17 protein-coding genes are annotated in these 19,772 nt (G+C 62.5%); 16 read left to right on the top strand and 1 reads right to left on the bottom strand.

Features of this window, described 5'->3' with window-relative positions; translation table 11 throughout:
- Nucleotides 1–28: 28 nt before the first annotated feature.
- Nucleotides 29–919: a LysR family transcriptional regulator gene (locus V7773_RS28655; RefSeq protein WP_072345891.1), complete on the bottom strand. Its 891-nt coding sequence runs from the start codon at nt 917–919 to the stop codon at nt 29–31.
- Nucleotides 920–1,076: 157 nt separating this feature from the next.
- Here V7773_RS28655 and leuC point away from each other — a divergent pair, with 157 nt between their 5' ends.
- From leuC to V7773_RS28575, 16 genes are all read left to right on the top strand, one after another.
- Nucleotides 1,077–2,495 carry a 3-isopropylmalate dehydratase large subunit gene (gene leuC / locus V7773_RS28650; protein ID WP_092149269.1) on the top strand — a complete coding sequence of 473 codons (1,419 nt, stop codon included), beginning with the start codon at nt 1,077–1,079 and terminating at the stop codon, nt 2,493–2,495.
- 11 nt (nt 2,496–2,506) lie between these two features.
- Nucleotides 2,507–3,151, top strand: coding sequence for a 3-isopropylmalate dehydratase small subunit (gene leuD / locus V7773_RS28645; protein WP_336076332.1), 645 nt, complete (start codon nt 2,507–2,509; stop codon nt 3,149–3,151).
- A 141-nt stretch (nt 3,152–3,292) separates the two neighbouring features.
- A complete protein-coding gene (locus V7773_RS28640; protein ID WP_336076331.1) occupies nt 3,293–4,057 on the top strand; it encodes a class I SAM-dependent methyltransferase in 765 nt (254 codons plus the stop codon).
- A 62-nt stretch (nt 4,058–4,119) separates the two neighbouring features.
- On the top strand, nt 4,120–5,202 hold the full coding sequence (gene leuB, locus V7773_RS28635; RefSeq protein ID WP_063320312.1) for a 3-isopropylmalate dehydrogenase: 1,083 nt from the start codon (nt 4,120–4,122) through the stop codon (nt 5,200–5,202).
- A gap of 54 nt (nt 5,203–5,256) precedes the next feature.
- Nucleotides 5,257–6,369 (top strand): aspartate-semialdehyde dehydrogenase, encoded by a 1,113-nt coding sequence (gene asd, locus V7773_RS28630; RefSeq protein ID WP_063320313.1) that lies wholly within the window; start codon nt 5,257–5,259, stop codon nt 6,367–6,369.
- Nucleotides 6,370–6,526: 157 nt separating this feature from the next.
- Complete coding sequence (locus tag V7773_RS28625; RefSeq protein ID WP_336076330.1) at nt 6,527–7,537, top strand: aspartate-semialdehyde dehydrogenase; 1,011 nt, start codon at nt 6,527–6,529, stop codon at nt 7,535–7,537.
- 210 nt (nt 7,538–7,747) lie between these two features.
- The gene (locus V7773_RS28620) at nt 7,748–10,342 is read left to right on the top strand and encodes a FimV/HubP family polar landmark protein (protein WP_336076329.1); all 2,595 of its coding nucleotides are present in this window, start codon (nt 7,748–7,750) and stop codon (nt 10,340–10,342) included.
- A gap of 371 nt (nt 10,343–10,713) precedes the next feature.
- On the top strand, nt 10,714–11,538 hold the full coding sequence (gene truA, locus V7773_RS28615; protein ID WP_336076334.1) for a tRNA pseudouridine(38-40) synthase TruA: 825 nt from the start codon (nt 10,714–10,716) through the stop codon (nt 11,536–11,538).
- 63 nt (nt 11,539–11,601) lie between these two features.
- The gene (locus tag V7773_RS28610; RefSeq protein WP_092463139.1) at nt 11,602–12,234 is read left to right on the top strand and encodes a phosphoribosylanthranilate isomerase; all 633 of its coding nucleotides are present in this window, start codon (nt 11,602–11,604) and stop codon (nt 12,232–12,234) included.
- Nucleotides 12,235–12,486: 252 nt separating this feature from the next.
- A complete protein-coding gene (gene accD / locus V7773_RS28605) occupies nt 12,487–13,407 on the top strand; it encodes an acetyl-CoA carboxylase, carboxyltransferase subunit beta (protein WP_058546590.1) in 921 nt (306 codons plus the stop codon).
- Complete coding sequence (gene folC / locus V7773_RS28600) at nt 13,404–14,711, top strand: bifunctional tetrahydrofolate synthase/dihydrofolate synthase (protein WP_336076328.1); 1,308 nt, start codon at nt 13,404–13,406, stop codon at nt 14,709–14,711. Before accD ends, folC begins: the two co-directional genes overlap by 4 nt.
- Nucleotides 14,695–15,369 carry an SPOR domain-containing protein gene (locus V7773_RS28595; RefSeq protein WP_063320318.1) on the top strand — a complete coding sequence of 225 codons (675 nt, stop codon included), beginning with the start codon at nt 14,695–14,697 and terminating at the stop codon, nt 15,367–15,369. Before folC ends, V7773_RS28595 begins: the two co-directional genes overlap by 17 nt.
- Before the next feature lie 89 nt (nt 15,370–15,458).
- On the top strand, nt 15,459–16,019 hold the full coding sequence (locus V7773_RS28590) for a CvpA family protein (RefSeq protein ID WP_030142022.1): 561 nt from the start codon (nt 15,459–15,461) through the stop codon (nt 16,017–16,019).
- A gap of 41 nt (nt 16,020–16,060) precedes the next feature.
- Complete coding sequence (gene purF, locus V7773_RS28585) at nt 16,061–17,566, top strand: amidophosphoribosyltransferase (RefSeq protein WP_063320319.1); 1,506 nt, start codon at nt 16,061–16,063, stop codon at nt 17,564–17,566.
- Between the two features lie 58 nt (nt 17,567–17,624).
- Nucleotides 17,625–18,836 carry an O-succinylhomoserine sulfhydrylase gene (locus V7773_RS28580; protein WP_336076327.1) on the top strand — a complete coding sequence of 404 codons (1,212 nt, stop codon included), beginning with the start codon at nt 17,625–17,627 and terminating at the stop codon, nt 18,834–18,836.
- Complete coding sequence (locus tag V7773_RS28575) at nt 18,833–19,606, top strand: SDR family oxidoreductase (protein WP_063320321.1); 774 nt, start codon at nt 18,833–18,835, stop codon at nt 19,604–19,606. The genes V7773_RS28580 and V7773_RS28575 overlap by 4 nt, the downstream gene beginning before the upstream one ends.
- Nucleotides 19,607–19,772: the final 166 nt, after the last annotated feature.

Below are 19,772 nucleotides of genomic sequence, written 5' to 3'. Positions count from 1 at the left end.
CGTTCGGGCCCTACAGGCGCGGCACAACCTATGCCTTTGTCCCTGGCAAATCGATTTGTGCGTCCAGTAAGGCCATGAAAGCCCGTGCGGCATTCGATAGCGTCCGTTCGGTGTGCAAGATATAGCCTAGCTGGCGACTGAGTTGTATGCCCGGCAAAGGAATGCGCGCCACCTGTTCGTCGAGCATGGTGCGCGGCAAGACGCTCCAGGCCAGGCCGATGGAGACCATCATTTTTATGGTTTCCAGGTAATTCGTGCTCATGGCGATGTTCGGCGTCAGGCCCTGGGCTTCGAACAGCCGTTGCACGATGTGATGGGTAAACGTGTTGCCCCCCGGGAAAACCGCTGGATGCAAGGCAACGTCCGCCAGGCTGACCGCGCCGTTTTCCAGCAGAGCATGCTCCGGGGCGACCACGAAATCCAGGGGGTCGTCCCACACTGGCTTGGCCCGTACCAGCGTATGGGGTTCGGGGGCGAGGGTGATGACGGCCAGTTCCGCCCGACCATGGAGAATTTCTTCGTAGGCCACTTCCGAATCCAGGAACTGGATATCCAGCGCCACCTGGGGATAGCGTCGGGTGAATTCCCGCAATAACGGTGGCAGGCGGTGCAGGCCTATGTGGTGGCTGGTGGCGAGCGTCAGGCGCCCGGTCACTTCGCCGGTCAGGTTGGTCAGGGCGCGGCGGGTGTCGTCCAGCACGTTGAGGATCTGATAGGCCCGAGGCAACAGGGCCCGGCCCGCCTCGGTCAGGCCCACTTCACGACCGAGACGGTCGAACAGGCGCACCTTGAGTTGTTGCTCAAGGCCGGCAATGCGCTTGCTGATGGCCGGCTGGGTCAGGTGCAGGCGTTCGCCGGCGCCGGAGAAACTGCCCGTCTCGGCGATGGCTATAAAGGCATTGAGGTTGGCGAGGTCCATGGCGGTTCCGGTTGAATTCCAGTTGGTTATGCAAAGTATGAAAAATATGAATTTGAGTTATTTAATGTAACCCCATAGGATCAGCCTCACAAGCCAAGGGGTTATTGATTCGTTCAGGGCCCGGGGCATAGAAACAAGCTGATGAGGAAACCGTCTGATGGCCGGCAAAACGCTCTACGACAAGCTCTGGGATTCGCATTTGGTCAAGCAGCGCGACGATGGCTCGGCGCTGATCTATATCGATCGTCACATCATCCACGAAGTGACGTCGCCGCAAGCCTTCGAAGGCCTGCGCCTGGCTGGGCGCAAGCCTTGGCGTATCGATGCCAACATCGCGACCCCGGACCACAACGTACCGACCACCCCGGAGCGCAAGGGCGGCATCGAAGCCATTGTCGACCAGGTCTCGCGCCTGCAGGTCCAGACCCTCGACGATAACTGTGACGAATACGGCATCGTTGAATTCAAGATGAATGATGTGCGTCAGGGCATCGTCCACGTCATCGGCCCGGAGCAGGGCGCGACCTTGCCTGGCATGACCGTGGTCTGCGGTGACTCGCACACCTCGACCCACGGTGCTTTCGGCGCCCTGGCCCATGGCATCGGCACGTCCGAGGTCGAGCACGTGCTCGCCACCCAGTGTCTGGTCGCCAAGAAAATGAAGAACATGCTGGTGCGCGTGGAAGGCAAGTTGCCGTTCGGCGTGACCGCCAAGGACATCGTCCTGGCCGTGATCGGCAAAATCGGCACCGCCGGCGGTAACGGCCATGCCATCGAGTTCGCCGGCAGTGCGATCCGCGACTTGTCCGTCGAAGGCCGCATGACCATCTGCAACATGTCCATCGAGGCCGGTGCTCGCGTCGGCCTGGTGGCCGCCGATGAAAAAACCGTGGAATACGTCAAGGGCCGTCCGTTCGCCCCGAAAGGCGCCGAATGGGACATGGCGGTCGAGGCCTGGAAAGACCTGGTCTCCGATGCCGATGCCAAGTTCGACACCGTGGTCGAGCTCGACGCAACGCAGATCAAGCCGCAAGTCAGTTGGGGCACTTCGCCTGAGATGGTGTTGGCGGTGGACCAGAACGTACCGGATCCGGCCAAGGAAATGGACCTGGTCAAGCGCGACTCCATCGTCCGCGCCTTGAAATACATGGGCTTGAGCGCCAACCAGGCGATCACTGATATTCAGCTCGACCGCGTATTCATCGGCTCCTGCACCAACTCGCGGATCGAAGACCTGCGCGCCGCGGCGGTGATCGCCAAGGGCCGCAAAGTCGCCTCGACCATCAAGCAGGCCATCGTGGTACCGGGCTCGGGCCTGGTGAAGGCCCAGGCGGAAGCGGAAGGGCTGGACAAGATTTTCCTCGAAGCCGGTTTCGAATGGCGGGAGCCGGGCTGCTCCATGTGCCTGGCGATGAACCCGGACCGTTTGGAGTCGGGCGAACATTGCGCCTCTACCTCCAACCGTAACTTCGAAGGCCGTCAGGGCGCCGGTGGCCGTACGCACCTGGTGAGCCCGGCCATGGCCGCGGCGGCGGCTGTCAACGGCCGTTTTGTCGACGTCCGCGAATTGATCTGAAGGAGCGCAGCATGAAAGCTTTTACCCAGCACACTGGTCTTGTCGCGCCTTTGGATCGTGCCAACGTCGACACCGACCAGATCATTCCCAAGCAGTTCCTGAAGTCCATCAAGCGCACCGGCTTCGGCCCGAACCTGTTCGACGAGTGGCGCTACCTGGATATCGGCCAGCCATACCAGGACAACTCCAAGCGCCCATTGAACAAGGATTTCGTGCTCAACGCCGAGCGTTACCAAGGCGCCAGCGTGCTGCTGGCCCGTGAGAACTTCGGCTGCGGCTCGAGCCGTGAGCACGCGCCATGGGCCCTGGAAGAGTACGGTTTCCGCAGCATCATCGCGCCGAGCTACGCCGACATCTTCTTCAACAACAGCTTCAAGAACGGTTTGCTGCCGATCATCCTCAGCGATGCTGACGTGGATGAGCTGTTCCAGCAGGTCGAGGCCAACCCGGGCTATCAGTTGCAGATCGACCTGGCCGCCCAGACCGTGACCCGTCCCGACGGCAAGGTGCTGGGTTTCGAGATCGACGCGTTCCGCAAGCATTGCCTGCTCAACGGCCTGGACGATATCGGCCTGACTTTGCAGGACGGCGAGGCGATTGCCGCGTTCGAGGCCAAGCACCGGGCGAGCCAGCCTTGGCTGTTTCGCGATGCTTGATGGATTGATGTAGGCAGTACCGGCCTTATCGCGAGCAAGCTCGCTCCCACATTGGATTTGCGGCGTTCACAAAGCCCCCGTGGGAGCGAGCTTGCTCGCGATGGGGCCGGCCCAGGCAAGACAAAACCACAAGGACATCCCATGACCAGCACCGCCCACAGTCAGGTTGTACAAAAGCAATTCGGTGAACAGGCCTCGGCCTATCTGAGCAGTGCCGTGCACGCCCAGGGTGCTGAATTCGCGCTGCTACAAGCTGCATTGGCCGGTCGTGGCGATGCGCGGGTGCTGGACCTGGGGTGCGGTGCCGGCCATGTGAGTTTCCACGTGGCGCCGCTGGCCGGTGAAGTGGTGGCTTATGATTTGTCCCAGCAGATGCTCGACGTGGTTGCCACGGCGGCTGCCGAGCGTGGCCTGGGCAATATCGGCACGGTATGCGGCGCCGCTGAGCACCTGCCGTTCGCCGACGCTGAGTTCGACTTCGTGTTCAGCCGCTATTCGGCGCATCATTGGAGCGATCTGGGCCTGGCGTTGCGGGAAGTGCGCAGGGTGCTCAAGCCGGGCGGCGTGGTGGCGTTCATCGACGTCCTGTCGCCTGGCGCGCCGTTGCTGGACACGTACCTGCAAAGCGTCGAAGTGCTGCGTGACACCAGCCATGTGCGCGATTATTCGGCCGGTGAGTGGTTGCGGCAGGTCAGCGAGGCGGGGCTGCACACCCGCAGTACTTCGCGTCAGCGCCTGCGCCTGGAGTACCGCTCGTGGGTCGAGCGCATGCGTACCCCCGAGGTGATGCGGGCGGCGATTCTCGAGCTGCAGCGCTCGATGGGCGACGAAGTGCGTGAATATTTTCAGATTGAGGCCGATGGTTCGTTCAGTACAGATGTACTGGTGCTGTGGGCCGAGCGATAGCATTTTTCCCGGCCCGCCAGGGACACAAAGCCTGGCGCGCCGATAGCGCAAACGAGGAACGCATGAGCAAGCAGATTCTGATTCTCCCCGGTGACGGTATTGGCCCGGAAATCATGGCCGAAGCGGTCAAGGTCCTGGAGCTGGCCAACGACAAGTATGGCCTGGGCTTCGAACTCAGCCACGACGTGATCGGCGGCGCCGCTATCGACAAGCACGGCGTGCCCCTGGCCGATGAAACCCTGGACCGTGCCCGTGCAGCCGATGCCGTGCTGTTGGGCGCCGTGGGCGGCCCGAAGTGGGACAAGATCGAACGCGACATCCGTCCTGAGCGCGGCCTGCTGAAGATTCGCGCGCAACTGGGCCTGTTCGGCAACCTGCGTCCGGCGATTCTTTATCCGCAACTGGCCGATGCGTCGAGCCTGAAGCCGGAAATCGTCTCGGGCCTGGACATCCTCATCGTCCGCGAGTTGACCGGTGGTATCTATTTCGGCGCCCCGCGTGGCACTCGTGAGCTGGAAAATGGTGAGCGCCAGGCCTACGACACCCTGCCGTACAGCGAAAGCGAAATCCGCCGTATCGCTCGGGTCGGCTTCGACATGGCCCGCGTGCGTGGCAAGAAGCTGTGCTCGGTGGACAAGGCCAACGTACTGGCTTCCAGCCAACTGTGGCGTGAAGTGGTCGAGCAGGTGGCCAAGGATTACCCGGACATCGAACTGAGCCACATGTACGTCGACAATGCCGCCATGCAACTGGTGCGTGCGCCGAAGCAGTTCGACGTGATCGTCACCGACAACATGTTCGGCGACATCTTGTCCGACGAAGCGTCGATGCTCACCGGCTCCATCGGCATGCTGCCGTCGGCCTCCCTGGATGCCAACAACAAGGGCATGTACGAGCCGTGCCACGGTTCGGCGCCGGACATCGCCGGACAGGGCATTGCCAACCCATTGGCGACCATCCTGTCGGTGTCGATGATGCTGCGCTACAGCTTCAACTTGAACGATGCCGCCGACGCGATCGAAAAAGCCGTCAGTGTGGTCCTGGACCAAGGCTTGCGCACCGGTGACATCTGGTCGCAAGGTTGTACCAAAGTCGGTACGCAGCAAATGGGCGATGCAGTAGTCGCCGCGCTGCGGAATCTGTAATCTTTCGGGCCCACCGCTCCGACGGTGGCCCACTTTTGTATAGGTGTAGTTGCGATGAAACGTGTAGGTCTGATCGGTTGGCGCGGCATGGTCGGTTCCGTGCTCATGCAGCGAATGCTGGAAGAGCAGGATTTCGATCTCATTGAGCCGGTGTTTTTCACCACTTCCAATGTCGGTGGCCAGGGCCCGTCCGTGGGCAAGGACATCGGTGCGCTCAAGGATGCCTACAGCATCGAAGAGCTCAAGACCCTCGACGTGATCCTGACCTGCCAGGGTGGCGACTACACCAGCGAAGTCTTCCCCAAGCTGCGTGAAGCCGGCTGGCAGGGTTACTGGATCGACGCCGCCTCCAGCCTGCGCATGCAGGATGACGCGGTGATCATCCTCGACCCGGTCAACCGCAAGGTCATCGACCAGCAGTTGGACGCGGGCACCAAGAACTACATCGGCGGCAACTGCACCGTCAGCCTGATGTTGATGGGCCTGGGCGGCCTGTTCGAAGCGGGTCTGGTGGAATGGATGAGCGCCATGACCTACCAGGCGGCGTCCGGTGCCGGCGCGCAGAACATGCGTGAGTTGATCAAGCAGATGGGCGCCACCCACGCCGCCGTCGCCGATGACCTGGCCAACCCGGCCAGCGCCATCCTCGACATCGACCGCAAGGTCGCCGAGGCGATGCGCAGCGATGCCTACCCGACCGAGAACTTCGGCGTACCGCTGGCCGGCAGCCTGATCCCCTGGATCGACAAGGAACTGCCTAACGGCCAGAGCCGCGAAGAGTGGAAGGCCCAGGCCGAAACCAACAAGATCCTGGGTCGCTTCAAGAGCCCGATCCCGGTGGACGGCATCTGCGTGCGCATCGGCGCCATGCGCTGCCACAGCCAGGCGCTGACCATCAAGCTGAACAAAGACGTGCCGATCGCCGACATCGAAGGGCTGATCAGCCAGCACAACCCTTGGGTCAAGCTGGTGCCGAACAACCGCGAAATCAGCATGCAGGAGCTGAGCCCGACCAAGGTCACCGGCACCCTGAACGTACCGGTGGGCCGTCTGCGCAAACTGAACATGGGTTCGCAGTTCGTCGGTGCCTTCACCGTCGGCGACCAACTGCTGTGGGGCGCGGCCGAACCGCTGCGTCGCATGCTGCGGATCCTGCTCGAACGTTGATCGATTGCTGCTGTGAAAGAACCCGTGCCTTGTGAGAGGTGCGGGTTTTTTTTTTTATCTCGGTCGGGTGAGTGCCACAGGTTCTCTTGTGTTCAATTGCTTGCCCGCCAACCACCCGGTAAAGTGCCGCTCCCCACGTTTTACCTGAGGTAGACCCATGAGCCAGTCCTTTGATATTGCCGTGATCGGCGCCACCGGTACTGTCGGCGAAACCCTCGTGCAGATTCTCGAAGAGCGGGACTTCCCGGTCGGCAACCTGCATCTGCTGGCCAGCGGCGAATCGGCAGGCAGCTCGGTGATGTTCCGCGGCAAAAACGTGCGGGTGCGTGAGGTTGATGAGTTCGATTTCAGCAAGGTCCAACTGGTGTTCTTCGCCGCTGGTCCGGCAGTGACCCTGAGTTTCGCCCCGCGGGCCACAGCGGCTGGCTGTGCGCTGATCGACCTGTCCGGCGCCTTGCCGCCTGAACAGGCGCCGCAGATCGTGCCGGAAGCCAATGCCCAGATGCTCGCCGGCTTGGGCAAGCCGTTGCAGGTCAGCAGCCCCAGCGCTTCGGCCACGGCCTTGGCGGTGGTGCTGGCGCCGCTGCGCGAATGCCTGGACTTGCAGCGCATCAGCCTGACCGCCAGCCTCGCTGTGTCGGCCCAGGGCCGCGTGGCGGTGAGCGAATTGGCGCGCCAGACCGCCGAGCTGCTCAACGCCCGTCCGCTGGAGCCGAAATTCTTTGATCGACAGATGGCGTTCAACCTGCTGGCTCAGGTCGGCACCCCTGACGAGCAGGGTCATACGCAACTGGAAAAGCGCCTGGTCCGCGAGTTGCGCCAGCTGCTGAATCAACCTTTGTTAAAGATTTCCGTAACTTGCATTCAAGCCCCGGTGTTTTTTGGCGATAGCTTTAGCGTGACTGTGCAGTCTGCGAGTCCCATCGACCTGGTCAAGGTCAACGCGGCGTTGGAAGCGGCACCCGGTATCGAGTTGGTGGATGCGGGCGATTATCCGACGGCGGTGGGCGATGCGGTGGGGCAGGATGTGGTCTACGTTGGTCGTGTGCGCGGTGGGATCGACGATCCGGCGGAACTAAATATGTGGCTGACGTCAGATAACGTGCGCAAGGGCGCGGCACTCAATGCCGTGCAGGTGGCTGAGTTGTTGATAAAAGACTTGCTGTAAAAGATACTTGGCATCAATTTGTCGAATGATTCTAGCTGGGCGCTATGCTTGGTCGGAGTGCTGAAGGCGAACATCCCTCTGGGCGACTTTCCCGGGGCATGAGTGAAATGATCGCGCGCACCGTCGCATCGGGGCTGCGCGCAATGCCTTACGGCAGCGGCATCAATACCTTCTCGCTGGCCGAGGAATGTTCAAACAAAGGAAGAGGCTATGGTTCAAGTTCGCAAACTGGTGTTAGCAATAGCGGCCGCCTCGGCGCTGTCCTCCGGTATGGCGCAAGCGCTCGGGCTCGGGGAATTGACCCTGAAGTCGACGCCGAACCAGCCTCTGGTCGCCGAGATCGAGTTGCTCGACGTCCAGCAACTGACCGCTGCCGAAGTCGTGCCGAGCCTGGCCTCGCCCGATGACTTCGCCAAGGCCGGCGTCGACCGCCAGGCCTTTCTCAACGACCTGAGCTTCACCCCGGTGATCAACGCCAATGGCAAGAGCGTCCTGCGGGTAACGTCCAGCCGGCCGCTGTCTGAACCGATGGTCAAGTTCCTGGTGCAGGTGATGTGGCCCAATGGCCGTCTGCTGCGCGACTACAGCGTATTGCTCGATCCTTCCAAATTCTCGCCACAGGCCGCTGACGCGGCCCGGGCGAAACCGCCCCAGGTCGTGGCCACGCCGGTCACCGGGGCCACCAAGCCTTCCCAATACACCACCACGCCGCGCGATACCCTGTGGGAAATCGCCGCCAAGGTGCGTAATGGTGGGTCGGTCCAGCAAACCATGCTTGCGATCCAGGCGTTGAACCCGAACGCATTCATCAACGGCAACATCAACCTGCTCAAGACCGGTCAGGTCTTGCGCCTGCCCGACCCGGTGCAAAGCACTGCACTGCCGCAACCCCAGGCCATCGCTGAAGTGGCTGCACAGAACGCCGCCTGGCGCTCGGGTCGCCGTGGCGTGGCGGGTGCTGGCAAGCAGCAGTTGGATGCCACCAAGCGTGGCCGTGGCGAAGGCGCGCCGGCGCAGGCTGCCGGTCGCGACAACTTGAGCCTGGTGTCGGCCGACTCGGCGAAGGCGGGCGGCAAGGGCAAGGGCGCTGCCGGTGATGCCCAGGCGCTTAGCAACAAGCTTGCAGTCACCCAGGAAAGCCTCGACTCGGCTCGCCGGGATAACGAAGAACTGAAAAGTCGCATGGCAGATCTGCAGAGCCAACTGGACAAACTGCAGCGCCTGATCGAGCTGAAGAACAACCAACTGGCCAAGATGCAGGCCGAAGGTGCTGCCGTTCCTCCTGCTGGCGAGGCACCTCCTGCAATGTCCGCAGAGTTGACCCCTGCGCCAGCGGCACAGGCCCCGACGGCTGCGCCTGCGCCAGAGGCGGCCCCGGAAGCGACGCCGCCTGCCGCTCCGGTCGAGCCGACGCCTGCCGCGTCCAACGAGCAAAAATACAATGACCTGCTGACCAACCCGATCCTGCTGGGATTGATTGGCGGCGGCGCGGTGCTCCTGCTGTTGCTGCTGTTGTTGCTCGCCCGTCGCCGCAAGGCTCAACAGGAAGCGGAAAAGCATTTGCGCATGGCTCGAGCCCTCGAGGAGGAGGCTGACTTCTCCCCGGAGCTCGATCTGCCCCCGAGCAGCTTCGAGGGCATTGATGTTCCACCGCCAAGCGTGAAACTCGAGCCAAAACCCGCGCCTGCCCCTGCGCCAGTGCCCAAGCCGGCTCCGGTGGTCGCGCCTGTGGTGGTCACACCGCCTATCGCGGCGCCATTGGTGGCTCCGGCTGCCGAGCGCTCCGACGACGTGCTGCCCCAGGCCCAGTCCCATATCGACCGCGGTCGCTTGAACCAGGCCGCTGACTTGCTTGAGCAAGGCATCAAGGCCGAGCCTCAGCGCAGCGACCTGCGCCTGAAGCTGATGGAAGTCTACGGTCAGCAGGGCGACCGCGACGCTTTCGTCGCCCAAGAACGCCAATTGGTGGCCAATGGCGAGAATTTCGCCCAGGTCGAACAGCTGAAAAGCCGTTTCCCGGCCATGGTGGTCGCCACCGCCGCAGGCTTGGCCGCCGCGACCGTGGCAGCAGAGCTGGACGCGCAGTACGTCAAGGACCTGCTGGAAGACAAGACGCCGACCGACGAGGAGTTGGACAACGCCTTCGACCTGAGCCTGGATGACCTGGAAACGACCCCGGTTGCGCCGACGCCAGAGCCTGTCGCTGAGCTGGACGCGTTCCCGGAAGATGACGACCTGAGTTTCGAGTCGGTGCTCAAGCAGCAGACTGAAGCCAACGAAAGCCTGGACGATCTGTCGGAATTCGACCTGGACCTGGGCGCCGAGGCGCCGACGCCGGTTGCGGCGCTCGACGATGAAGACTTCCTGCTGGACCTGGATGACGACCTTAAGGGCCTGGATCTGCCTGCGACTGAAACGCCAGCCTTGGCCGACATCCCAGCCGACGATCTCGAACTGCCAGCGGATTTCGATCTGTCCCTGTCTGACGAAATGGACGCGCACGATGCGCCCAAGGATGCCTTCGAGTCCGAGCTGGACGATGTGAACGCCGAGCTGGATCGCCTGTCCGACAGCCTGGGCCAGCCGACGTTTACCGCCGAAGATGCCTTGGTCGGCGCCGAAGACGAACCGGACTTCGACTTCCTTAGCGGTACCGATGAAGTGGCGACCAAGCTCGATCTGGCCCAGGCCTACATCGACATGGGCGACAACGACGGCGCCCGCGACATCCTCGGCGAAGTCCTCAGCGAAGGCGACGCCACCCAGAAGAGCGAAGCGCAGGAGATGTTGTCGCGCCTGGCGTGAATCAGCGGTTATACAAAAACGGCAGCCAGTGAGGCTGCCGTTTTTTTTGCGGGTGATTCACACCGCTCTTGGTGGCGAGGGAGCTTGCTCCCGCTGGGCTGCGAAGCAGACCCTCTCCATGGTGCGTCGAGCACTTTTGCGAGCGCTGCGCACTCGAGCGGGAGCAAGCTCCCTCGCCACAAGGACTTGTCTTGGTCTGGAAAATCACCTGAGCCTCTGTGGGAGCGAGCTTGCTCGCGATAGCGCCAGCCCATTCGACACAGGATCACCCGCCGGACTGGCATCCCTAGCCATCGGCCTTATAATGCCCGCCTTTGCGTACTTCAGCAGGCTGTAATTCCTTGGCAAACATAGACAACCCGGCCGCCGAAATGGCGGCCGACGGCTTTTTCCGGATCGCCTTGGGCGTTGAATACAAAGGTTCGCGCTATCGTGGCTGGCAGCGCCAGGCTTCCGGTGTGTTGACGGTGCAGGAAACCCTCGAAAACGCCCTGTCCAAAGTCGCTGACTCGCCCGTGTCGCTGCATTGCGCCGGCCGTACCGATGCCGGCGTGCATGCCTGCGGCCAAGTGGTGCATTTCGACACCCAGGTCGAGCGTTCGATGAAAGCCTGGGTGATGGGTGCCAACATCAACTTGCCCCACGACGTCAGCGTCAGTTGGGCGAAGGTGATGCCGGCGCATTTCCATGCACGCTTCAAAGCCATCGCCCGGCGTTATCGCTACGTGATCTACAACGATCAGATCCGCCCGGCGCACCTGAACGAAGAAATCACCTGGAATCACCGCCCGCTGGACGTCGAACGCATGGCCGAGGCCGCGCAATACCTGGTCGGTGTCCATGATTTCAGCGCCTTCCGTGCCGGCCAGTGCCAGGCCAAATCGCCGATCAAGGAGTTGCATCACCTGCGCGTGAGCCGTCACGGCAAGATGATCGTGCTCGACATCCGCGCCAGCGCGTTCCTGCATCACATGGTGCGCAACATTGCCGGCGTGCTGATGACCATTGGTGCTGGCGAACGGCCGGTGGAGTGGATCAAGGAAGTGCTCGACAGTCGTGTCCGTCGCTCCGGTGGCGTCACCGCGCACCCGTTTGGCTTGTACCTGGTACAGGTCGAATATCGCGATGAGTTCGAGCTGCCGGAGCGTTACATCGGGCCACATTTCCTCACGGGCTTCTCGGAACTCGACGGCTGACGCCCTCCGCAGCATTTGCTACCATCCGGGACTTTCACGGATTTGCCTGAGGTTTTACCCACCATGCCGGTCGTTCGCAGCAAGATTTGCGGGATTACCCGCGTCGAGGACGCGTTGGCGGCTGTCGAGGCCGGGGCCGATGCCATCGGGCTGGTGTTTTACGCCAAGAGCCCGCGCGCGGTGACGGTGCAGCAGGCGAGGGCGATTATCCAGGCCTTGCCGCCGTTCGTGACGCCCGTGGGCCTGTTCGTCAACGCCAGTCGTTGCGAGTTGGGCGAAATACTCGATGCGGTGCCGCTGGGCCTGTTGCAGTTTCATGGCGACGAGGCCCCGGCCGATTGCGAAGGCTGGCATCGCCCGTACATCAAGGCGTTGCGAGTCAAGGCCGGGGATGACATTGCCGCCAGTTGCGCAGCGTTCGCCAGTGCCAGCGGCATTTTGCTGGACACCTATGTGGAAGGCGTTCCCGGAGGGACCGGCGAAGCGTTCGATTGGTCGCTGGTGCCCCAAGGCCTGGACAAGCCGATCATCCTGGCCGGTGGCCTGACCGTGGACAACGTGGCCCAGGCCATTCGCCAGGTTCGCCCTTACGCGGTGGACGTGAGCGGAGGTGTGGAGCAGGGCAAGGGCATCAAGGACCCTGCAAAGATTCGTGCATTCATGGCCGCTGTGCGCAGCAGCCAGTCGTCAATGTGACGGCTGGCAGACTGCCGCCGTCCATACCAGCACTGTACAAAGCAGGCAGGTGCCGCCTCCGGGTGGGCCGATAGCGAAGTGGTAGCCGCCGTGCGGTTGCCGGGATGGCTGAGGAAGGTTGGGTTGCACGCAGGTCATGTTTTGCACTGACCGTGGTGGCCCCTCGACTCGCCGCACAATGAATTTAGCTCAAGGGCATACGCGGGGCCGCGAACCAAAGCGTTCGGGCCGCCGGTACTGGAGAAAGAAAGCATGAGCAACTGGTTGGTAGACAAACTGATCCCTTCGATCATGCGTTCCGAGGTGAAGAAAAGCTCGGTGCCTGAAGGTCTGTGGCACAAATGTCCATCCTGCGAAGCGGTGCTGTACCGCCCCGAGCTGGAAAAGACCCTGGACGTTTGCCCCAAGTGCAACCATCACATGCGCATCAGTGCGCGTGCCCGTATCGACATTTTCCTCGATGCAGAAGGCCGTGTTGAGCTGGGTGCCGACCTGGAGCCAGTGGACCGTCTGAAATTCCGTGACGGCAAGAAGTACAAGGATCGCCTGACCGCTGCCCAGAAGCAGACCGGCGAAAAAGACGCGCTGATATCCATGAGTGGCACCCTGCTGGGCATGCCGGTGGTGGTATCGGCCTTCGAATTTTCCTTCATGGGCGGCTCCATGGGTGCCATCGTCGGTGAGCGCTTCGTTCGTGCCGCCAACTACGCTCTGGAAAACCGTTGCCCGATGATCTGCTTCGCCGCTTCCGGCGGTGCGCGGATGCAGGAAGCGCTGATCTCCCTGATGCAAATGGCCAAGACCTCCGCGGTGCTGGCGCGTCTGCGCGAGGAAGGCATTCCGTTCATCTCGGTGCTGACCGACCCGGTCTACGGTGGCGTTTCCGCCAGTCTGGCCATGTTGGGTGACGTGATCGTCGGCGAGCCGAAAGCCTTGATCGGCTTTGCCGGCCCGCGCGTGATCGAGCAGACCGTGCGTGAAAAACTGCCGGAAGGCTTCCAGCGCAGTGAGTTCCTGCTGGAGCATGGCGCTATCGACATGATCATCCATCGTCAGGAGTTGCGTCCGCGCCTGGGCAACCTGCTGGCGCAACTGATGGGGCTGCCGACGCCGAAATTCGTCGCCGCGCCGATCGAGCCGATCGTGGTTCCGCCAGTGCCTGCCGGACTATGACCCAACGCACCCTGGGCGACTGGCTTGCCTACCTCGAGCAGTTGCATCCATCGGCCATCGACATGGGGCTGGAGCGCTCGCAAGCGGTAGCGTCCCGCATGGGGCTGTCCAAGCCGGCGCCCCGGGTCATCACCGTCACTGGCACCAACGGCAAGGGTTCGACCTGCGCCTTCGTGGCTTCGCTGCTGCGGGCCCAGGGCCTGGGTGTCGGTGTCTACAGCTCGCCGCACCTGCTGCGCTACAACGAGCGGGTGCAAGTGAACGGCGTCGAAGCCACTGACGTCCAGCTGTGCGAAGCCTTTGCCGCGGTGGAAGCCGGGCGAGGCGATACAACCCTCACGTATTTCGAAATGGGCACCCTGGCGGCGTTCTGGTTGTTTGCCCGTGCCGGTCTCGATGCGGTTGTGCTGGAGGTGGGCCTGGGCGGACGGTTGGATACGGTCAACCTGGTGGACGCAGACATTGCACTGGTCACCAGCATTGGTGTGGACCATGCCGATTACCTGGGCGATACCCGCGAATCCGTGGCCTTCGAGAAGGCCGGCATCTTTCGCCAGGGCGCGCCTGCGCTTTGCGGCGATCTCAATCCCCCCCAGCCGTTGCTGGACAAGGTTCGCGAATTGAGCTGCCCGTTCTTTCTGCGCGGGCGGGATTTCGACCTGGCGATGACCGAGCAGCATTGGCAATGGCGCGGCAGCGACCTGCAGGGCAATCCAGTGGAGTTGCACGATCTGCCCTTGCTGGACCTGCCGATGGAAAACGCCGCGCTGGCGCTCCAGGCCTACCTGTTGCTGGGCTTGCCATGGGACGCCGGGCAAATCGTTCAGGCGCTGCAGGCGACCCGTGTGGTCGGGCGCCTCGATCGTCGTCAGTTCGACTGGCAAGGCAAGCGGCTGAACCTGTTGCTGGATGTCGGCCATAATCCCCACGCGGCGCAGTACCTGGCCGAGCGCCTGGCACGGCGACCCGTGGTGGGGCGGCGCCTGGCGGTGTTCGGGCTACTGTCTGACAAGGATCTGGATGGCGTTGTCGAGGCGTTGGGTGCTAGTGTCCAGCATTGGGCGGTGACGCCACTGGATTCGCCGCGCTCGCGTACCGCGGCGCAGTTGCAGGAAGCCTTGCAGCGCCATGGCGCTTCAGTGCAGGCCTACGCTAGCGTGGCCGCCGCGCTGGAAGGGCAGTGCGCCCTGGCGACGGCCGATGATGAAATCCTGCTGTTCGGATCATTTTTTTGTGTTGCCGAGGCCCTTCAATGGTTGGCCCGGCGCTCCACGGAGGAGGCTGCAGATGGCATTGCTGGATAAGGCGTACAAGCAGCGCATGGTCGGGGCCTTGGTGTTGGTGGCCCTGGCGGTGATTTTCCTGCCGATGCTGTTTTCCCGTCAGGACGAGCAACGCCAGGTCACGGTCGACGCGCCGGCCGCGCCCCAGGCACCTTCGGTGCCGCCTGTGCAAGTCGAGCCAGTGGCGGTGCCCGAGCCCCAGGCGTTGCCTCAGGAACCTGTCCCGAGCGACGAGGAGTTGGCCGAGCAACCGGCGCCGTCGATGCCGATTGCGCCTGCACCCGCAACGCCTGCGCCTGCCGCACCGACCAAGCCGTCAGTCGCTCCGACTCCAGCTCCCGTTCCGGCTGCTCCAGCGGTCAAGCCGGCCCCAAGCCAGCCGATTACCGCCGCCACGACCAAGCCTGACACCACGCAAAGCCGCGTGGATGCCAATGGCCTGTCGGTCAGCTGGTCGGTTCAGTTGGCCAGCCTGACCAGCCGTGAAAGTGCCGAGAACTTGCAGAAAACCCTGCGCAGCCAGGGCTACAACGCCTACATCCGTTCCGCCGATGGCAAGAATCGGGTGTTTGTCGGGCCGCTGATCGAGCGTGCCGAAGCCGACCGCCTGCGCGATCTGCTCAGCCGCCAGCAGAACCTCAAGGGTTTTGTGGTGCGCTTCCAGCCAGAGCGCGGCTGACAGCGATTTGGCTGATTTGAATCGTGCAGCTTACCGACAGCCCTGCGCTCTGCTAAAATGCGCCGCCTTATCCGTCTGTAGGCTGCACCGTGCCATTTACCTGGGTTGACTGGGCGATCGTTGCGATCGTCGCCATCTCCGCATTGATCAGTCTGAGTCGCGGCTTCGTCAAGGAAGCCCTCTCGCTGCTGACCTGGATCATCGCGGGAGTCGTAGCCTGGATGTTTGGTGGTTCGCTGTCCCAGTACCTCGCCGGATACATCGAAACTCCGTCGGCTCGCGTGATCGCGGGCTGTGCCATCTTGTTTATCGCCACCTTGCTGGTTGGCGCAATGATCAATTATCTGATCGGCGAACTGATTCGCGTCACCGGGCTTTCCGGGACGGACCGGTTCCTGGGCATGGCCTTTGGCGCGGCGCGTGGCGCGTTGCTGGTGGTCGTGGCCGTCGGGCTCTTGAGCCTGGGGCCGGTACAGCAGGATACGTGGTGGCAGGAGTCCCGGCTCGTGCCACAATTTCTATTGGTCGCAGACTGGTCCAAAAACCTGATCCTGGGTTGGAGCAGTCAGTGGCTTGCCAGCGGTATCAGCGTACCCGCTGAAATACCGTTCAAGGAGCACCTCTTGCCGACGGCCAAAACGCCGCAGTGAGTGTTGTTCAGTTCAGATCCATTAAGTAGGGGTTGCGTCGCATGTGTGGCATCGTCGGTATCGTCGGTAAGTCGAACGTCAATCAGGCGCTGTATGACGCGCTAACCGTGCTCCAGCACCGCGGCCAGGACGCTGCCGGTATCGTGACCAGCCATGACGGCCGGTTATTCCTGCGCAAGGATAATGGCCTGGTGCGTGATGTGTTCCACCAGCGCCACATGCAGCGCCTGGTCGGCCACATGGGTATCGGCCACGTGCGCTATCCGACCGCGGGCAGCTCGACGTCGGCTGAAGCCCAGCCGTTCTACGTCAACTCGCCGTACGGCATCACCTTGGCGCACAACGGCAACCTGACCAACGTCGAGCAACTGGCCAAGGAGATCTACGAATCTGACTTGCGCCACGTCAACACCAATTCCGACTCGGAAGTGATGCTCAACGTGTTCGCCCATGAGCTGGCCCAGCGCGGCAAGCTGCAGCCGACCGAAGAAGACGTATTTGCCGCCGTGACCGACGTGCACAACCGTTGCGTGGGCGGCTACGCGGTGGTGGCAATGATCACCGGCTACGGCATCGTCGGTTTCCGCGATCCCCACGGCATCCGCCCGATCGTGTTCGGCCAGCGCCACACCGACGAAGGCGTCGAATACATGATTGCCTCCGAAAGCGTGTCCCTGGACGTGCTGGGCTTCACCCTGATTCGCGACCTGGCCCCGGGCGAAGCGGTCTACATCACAGAAGACGGCAAGCTGCACACCCGTCAGTGCGCGACCAACCCGTCCTTGACCCCGTGCATCTTCGAACACGTCTACCTGGCGCGTCCGGACTCGATCATCGATGGCGTCTCGGTCTACAAGGCCCGCCTGCGCATGGGTGAGAAACTCGCCGACAAGATCCTGCGCGAGCGTCCGGACCATGACATCGACGTGGTCATCCCGATCCCGGACACCAGCCGCACCGCGGCCCTGGAGCTGGCGAACCACCTGGGCGTCAAGTTCCGCGAAGGCTTCGTGAAGAACCGCTACATTGGCCGGACCTTCATCATGCCAGGCCAGGCTGCACGGAAAAAATCCGTACGCCAGAAGCTCAACGCCATCGAACTGGAGTTCCGCGGCAAGAACGTAATGCTGGTGGACGACTCCATCGTCCGTGGCACCACGTGCAAGCAGATCATTCAGATGGCCCGTGAAGCCGGCGCCAAGAACGTGTATTTCTGCTCTGCGGCCCCGGCCGTGCGCTACCCTAACGTCTACGGCATCGACATGCCGAGTGCCCATGAGCTGATCGCTCATAACCGTACCACCCAGGATGTGGCCGACCTGATCGGCGCTGACTGGTTGATCTACCAGGACCTGCCGGACCTGATCGAAGCGGTCGGTGGCGGCAAGATCAAGATCGAGCACTTCGATTGCGCGGTATTCGACGGCAAGTACGTCACCGGCGACGTCGACGAGGCCTACCTGAACAAGATCGAGAACGCACGTAACGATGCGTCCAAGGCCAAGACTCAGGCGGTCAGCGCGATCATCGATCTGTACAACAATTGATTAACCAACCGGCCCTGAGGGGCCGGTTTGCGTTTAAACCGATTTCAGGAGTGACAGCATGAGTCAGGATTGGGATGCCGGTCGGCTGGACAGCGACCTTGAAGGCGTAGCGTTCGATACCCTGGCGGTTCGCGCGGGTCAGCACCGTACACCGGAAGCCGAACATGGCGATCCGATGTTTTTTACCTCCAGCTACGTGTTCCGCACCGCTGCCGATGCAGCCGCACGGTTTGCCGGCGAAGTTCCGGGCAACGTTTACTCGCGCTACACCAACCCGACCGTGCGAGCCTTCGAGGAGCGCATCGCCGCCCTGGAAGGCGCTGAGCAAGCGGTGGCCACTGCCACCGGCATGGCCGCGATCATGGCCGTGGTGATGAGCCTGTGCAGCGCCGGTGATCATGTGCTGGTGTCGCGCAGCGTCTTCGGCTCGACCATCAGCCTGTTCGAGAAGTACTTCAAGCGCTTTGGCGTGGAAGTCGATTACGTGCCCCTGGCGGACCTGTCTGCTTGGGATGCGGCAATCAAGGCCAATACCAAGCTGCTGTTCGTCGAGTCGCCTTCCAACCCGCTGGCCGAGTTGGTGGACATCGCCGCGCTGGCGGAAATCGCCCACGCCAAGGGCGCCATGCTGGTGGTCGATAACTGCTTCTGTACCCCGGCGCTGCAACAGCCACTGAAAATGGGCGCGGACATGGTGGTGCATTCGGCCACCAAGTTCATCGACGGCCAGGGTCGTTGTATGGGCGGCGTGGTGGCCGGTCGTGGCGAACAGATGAAAGAAGTCGTGGGCTTTTTGCGCACCGCAGGCCCCACCCTCAGTCCGTTCAACGCCTGGATCTTCCTCAAGGGGCTGGAAACCCTGGGCCTGCGCATGAAAGCCCATTGCGCCAATGCCCAGGCCTTGGCCGAGTGGCTGGAGCAGCAGGATGGCATCGAGAAGGTGCATTACGCCGGCCTCAAGAGCCATCCGCAGCATGACCTGGCCTTGCGTCAGCAACGCGGTTTCGGCGCGGTGGTGAGCTTTGAGGTCAAGGGGGGCAAGGAGGGCGCCTGGCGCTTCATCGACGCGACCCGGTTGATTTCCATCACCGCCAACCTGGGTGACAGCAAGACCACCATCACCCACCCGAGCACCACGTCCCATGGTCGCTTGTCGCCCCAGGAACGTGAATCGGCGGGTATTCGTGACAGCTTGATCCGCGTTGCGGTCGGCCTGGAAGACGTGGCTGACCTGCAAGTCGACCTGGCCCGCGGGTTGGCGGCCTTGTGATCGAGCTGGCAACGCCACCGAGCGGCACTCATGGCCGGGTTGCCCTGGTTACGGGCGCCGCACGGGGCATCGGCCTGGGCATCGCTGCCTGGCTGATCTGTGAAGGTTGGCAGGTGGTGCTGACCGACCTGGACCGCGAACGCGGTTCCAAGGTGGCGAAGACCCTGGGGGACAATGCCTGGTTCATCGCCATGGACGTGGCGGACGAGGCGCAGGTCGCCACCGGTATCGCCGAGGTGCTTGGGCAGTTCGGGCGGCTCGACGCGCTGGTGTGCAACGCGGCCATCGCCGACCCGCACAACATCACCCTGGAAAGCCTGGACCTGGCTTATTGGAATCGGGTCCTGGCGGTGAACCTGGGTGGGCCGATGCTGCTGGCCAAGCACTGCGCGCCGTATCTGCGCGCTCACAACGGCGCCATCGTCAACCTGGCTTCGACCCGCGCTGCGCAATCGGAACCCGACACCGAAGCCTATGCGGCGAGCAAGGGCGGCTTGCTGGCCCTGACTCATGCCCTGGCCATCAGCCTCGGGCCGGAGATCCGGGTGAACGCCGTCAGCCCTGGCTGGATCGACGCGCGCGATCCATCACAGCGTCGTGCACAGCCGCTGACCGACGCCGATCACGCCCAGCACCCAGCGGGCAGGGTAGGCACGGTAGAGGACGTGGCAGCGATGGTGGCGTGGCTGTTGTCGCGCAATGCCGGTTTTGTCACGGGGCAGGAGTTCGTGGTAGACGGCGGCATGACCAAGAAAATGATTTATGAATGAACAGCAGCTACAAGTCGCGAGCTACAAGCTGCAAGCGATTATGTGGTGTTGGTGCTTCTGACTTGTAGCTTGAAGCTTGCCGCTCGAAGCTGTTTTTGAAAAAAATCCAACCCTGCTATTGACTTAGCTTCGGTACCTGCGTAAATTTCGCGGCCTCAACGAAGCA

This window comes from Pseudomonas sp. 3JA, assembly GCF_036961705.1.
Lineage (GTDB): Bacteria > Pseudomonadota > Gammaproteobacteria > Pseudomonadales > Pseudomonadaceae > Aquipseudomonas > Aquipseudomonas fluorescens_Q.
This window is presented reverse-complemented; position numbering and strand designations above follow the sequence as displayed.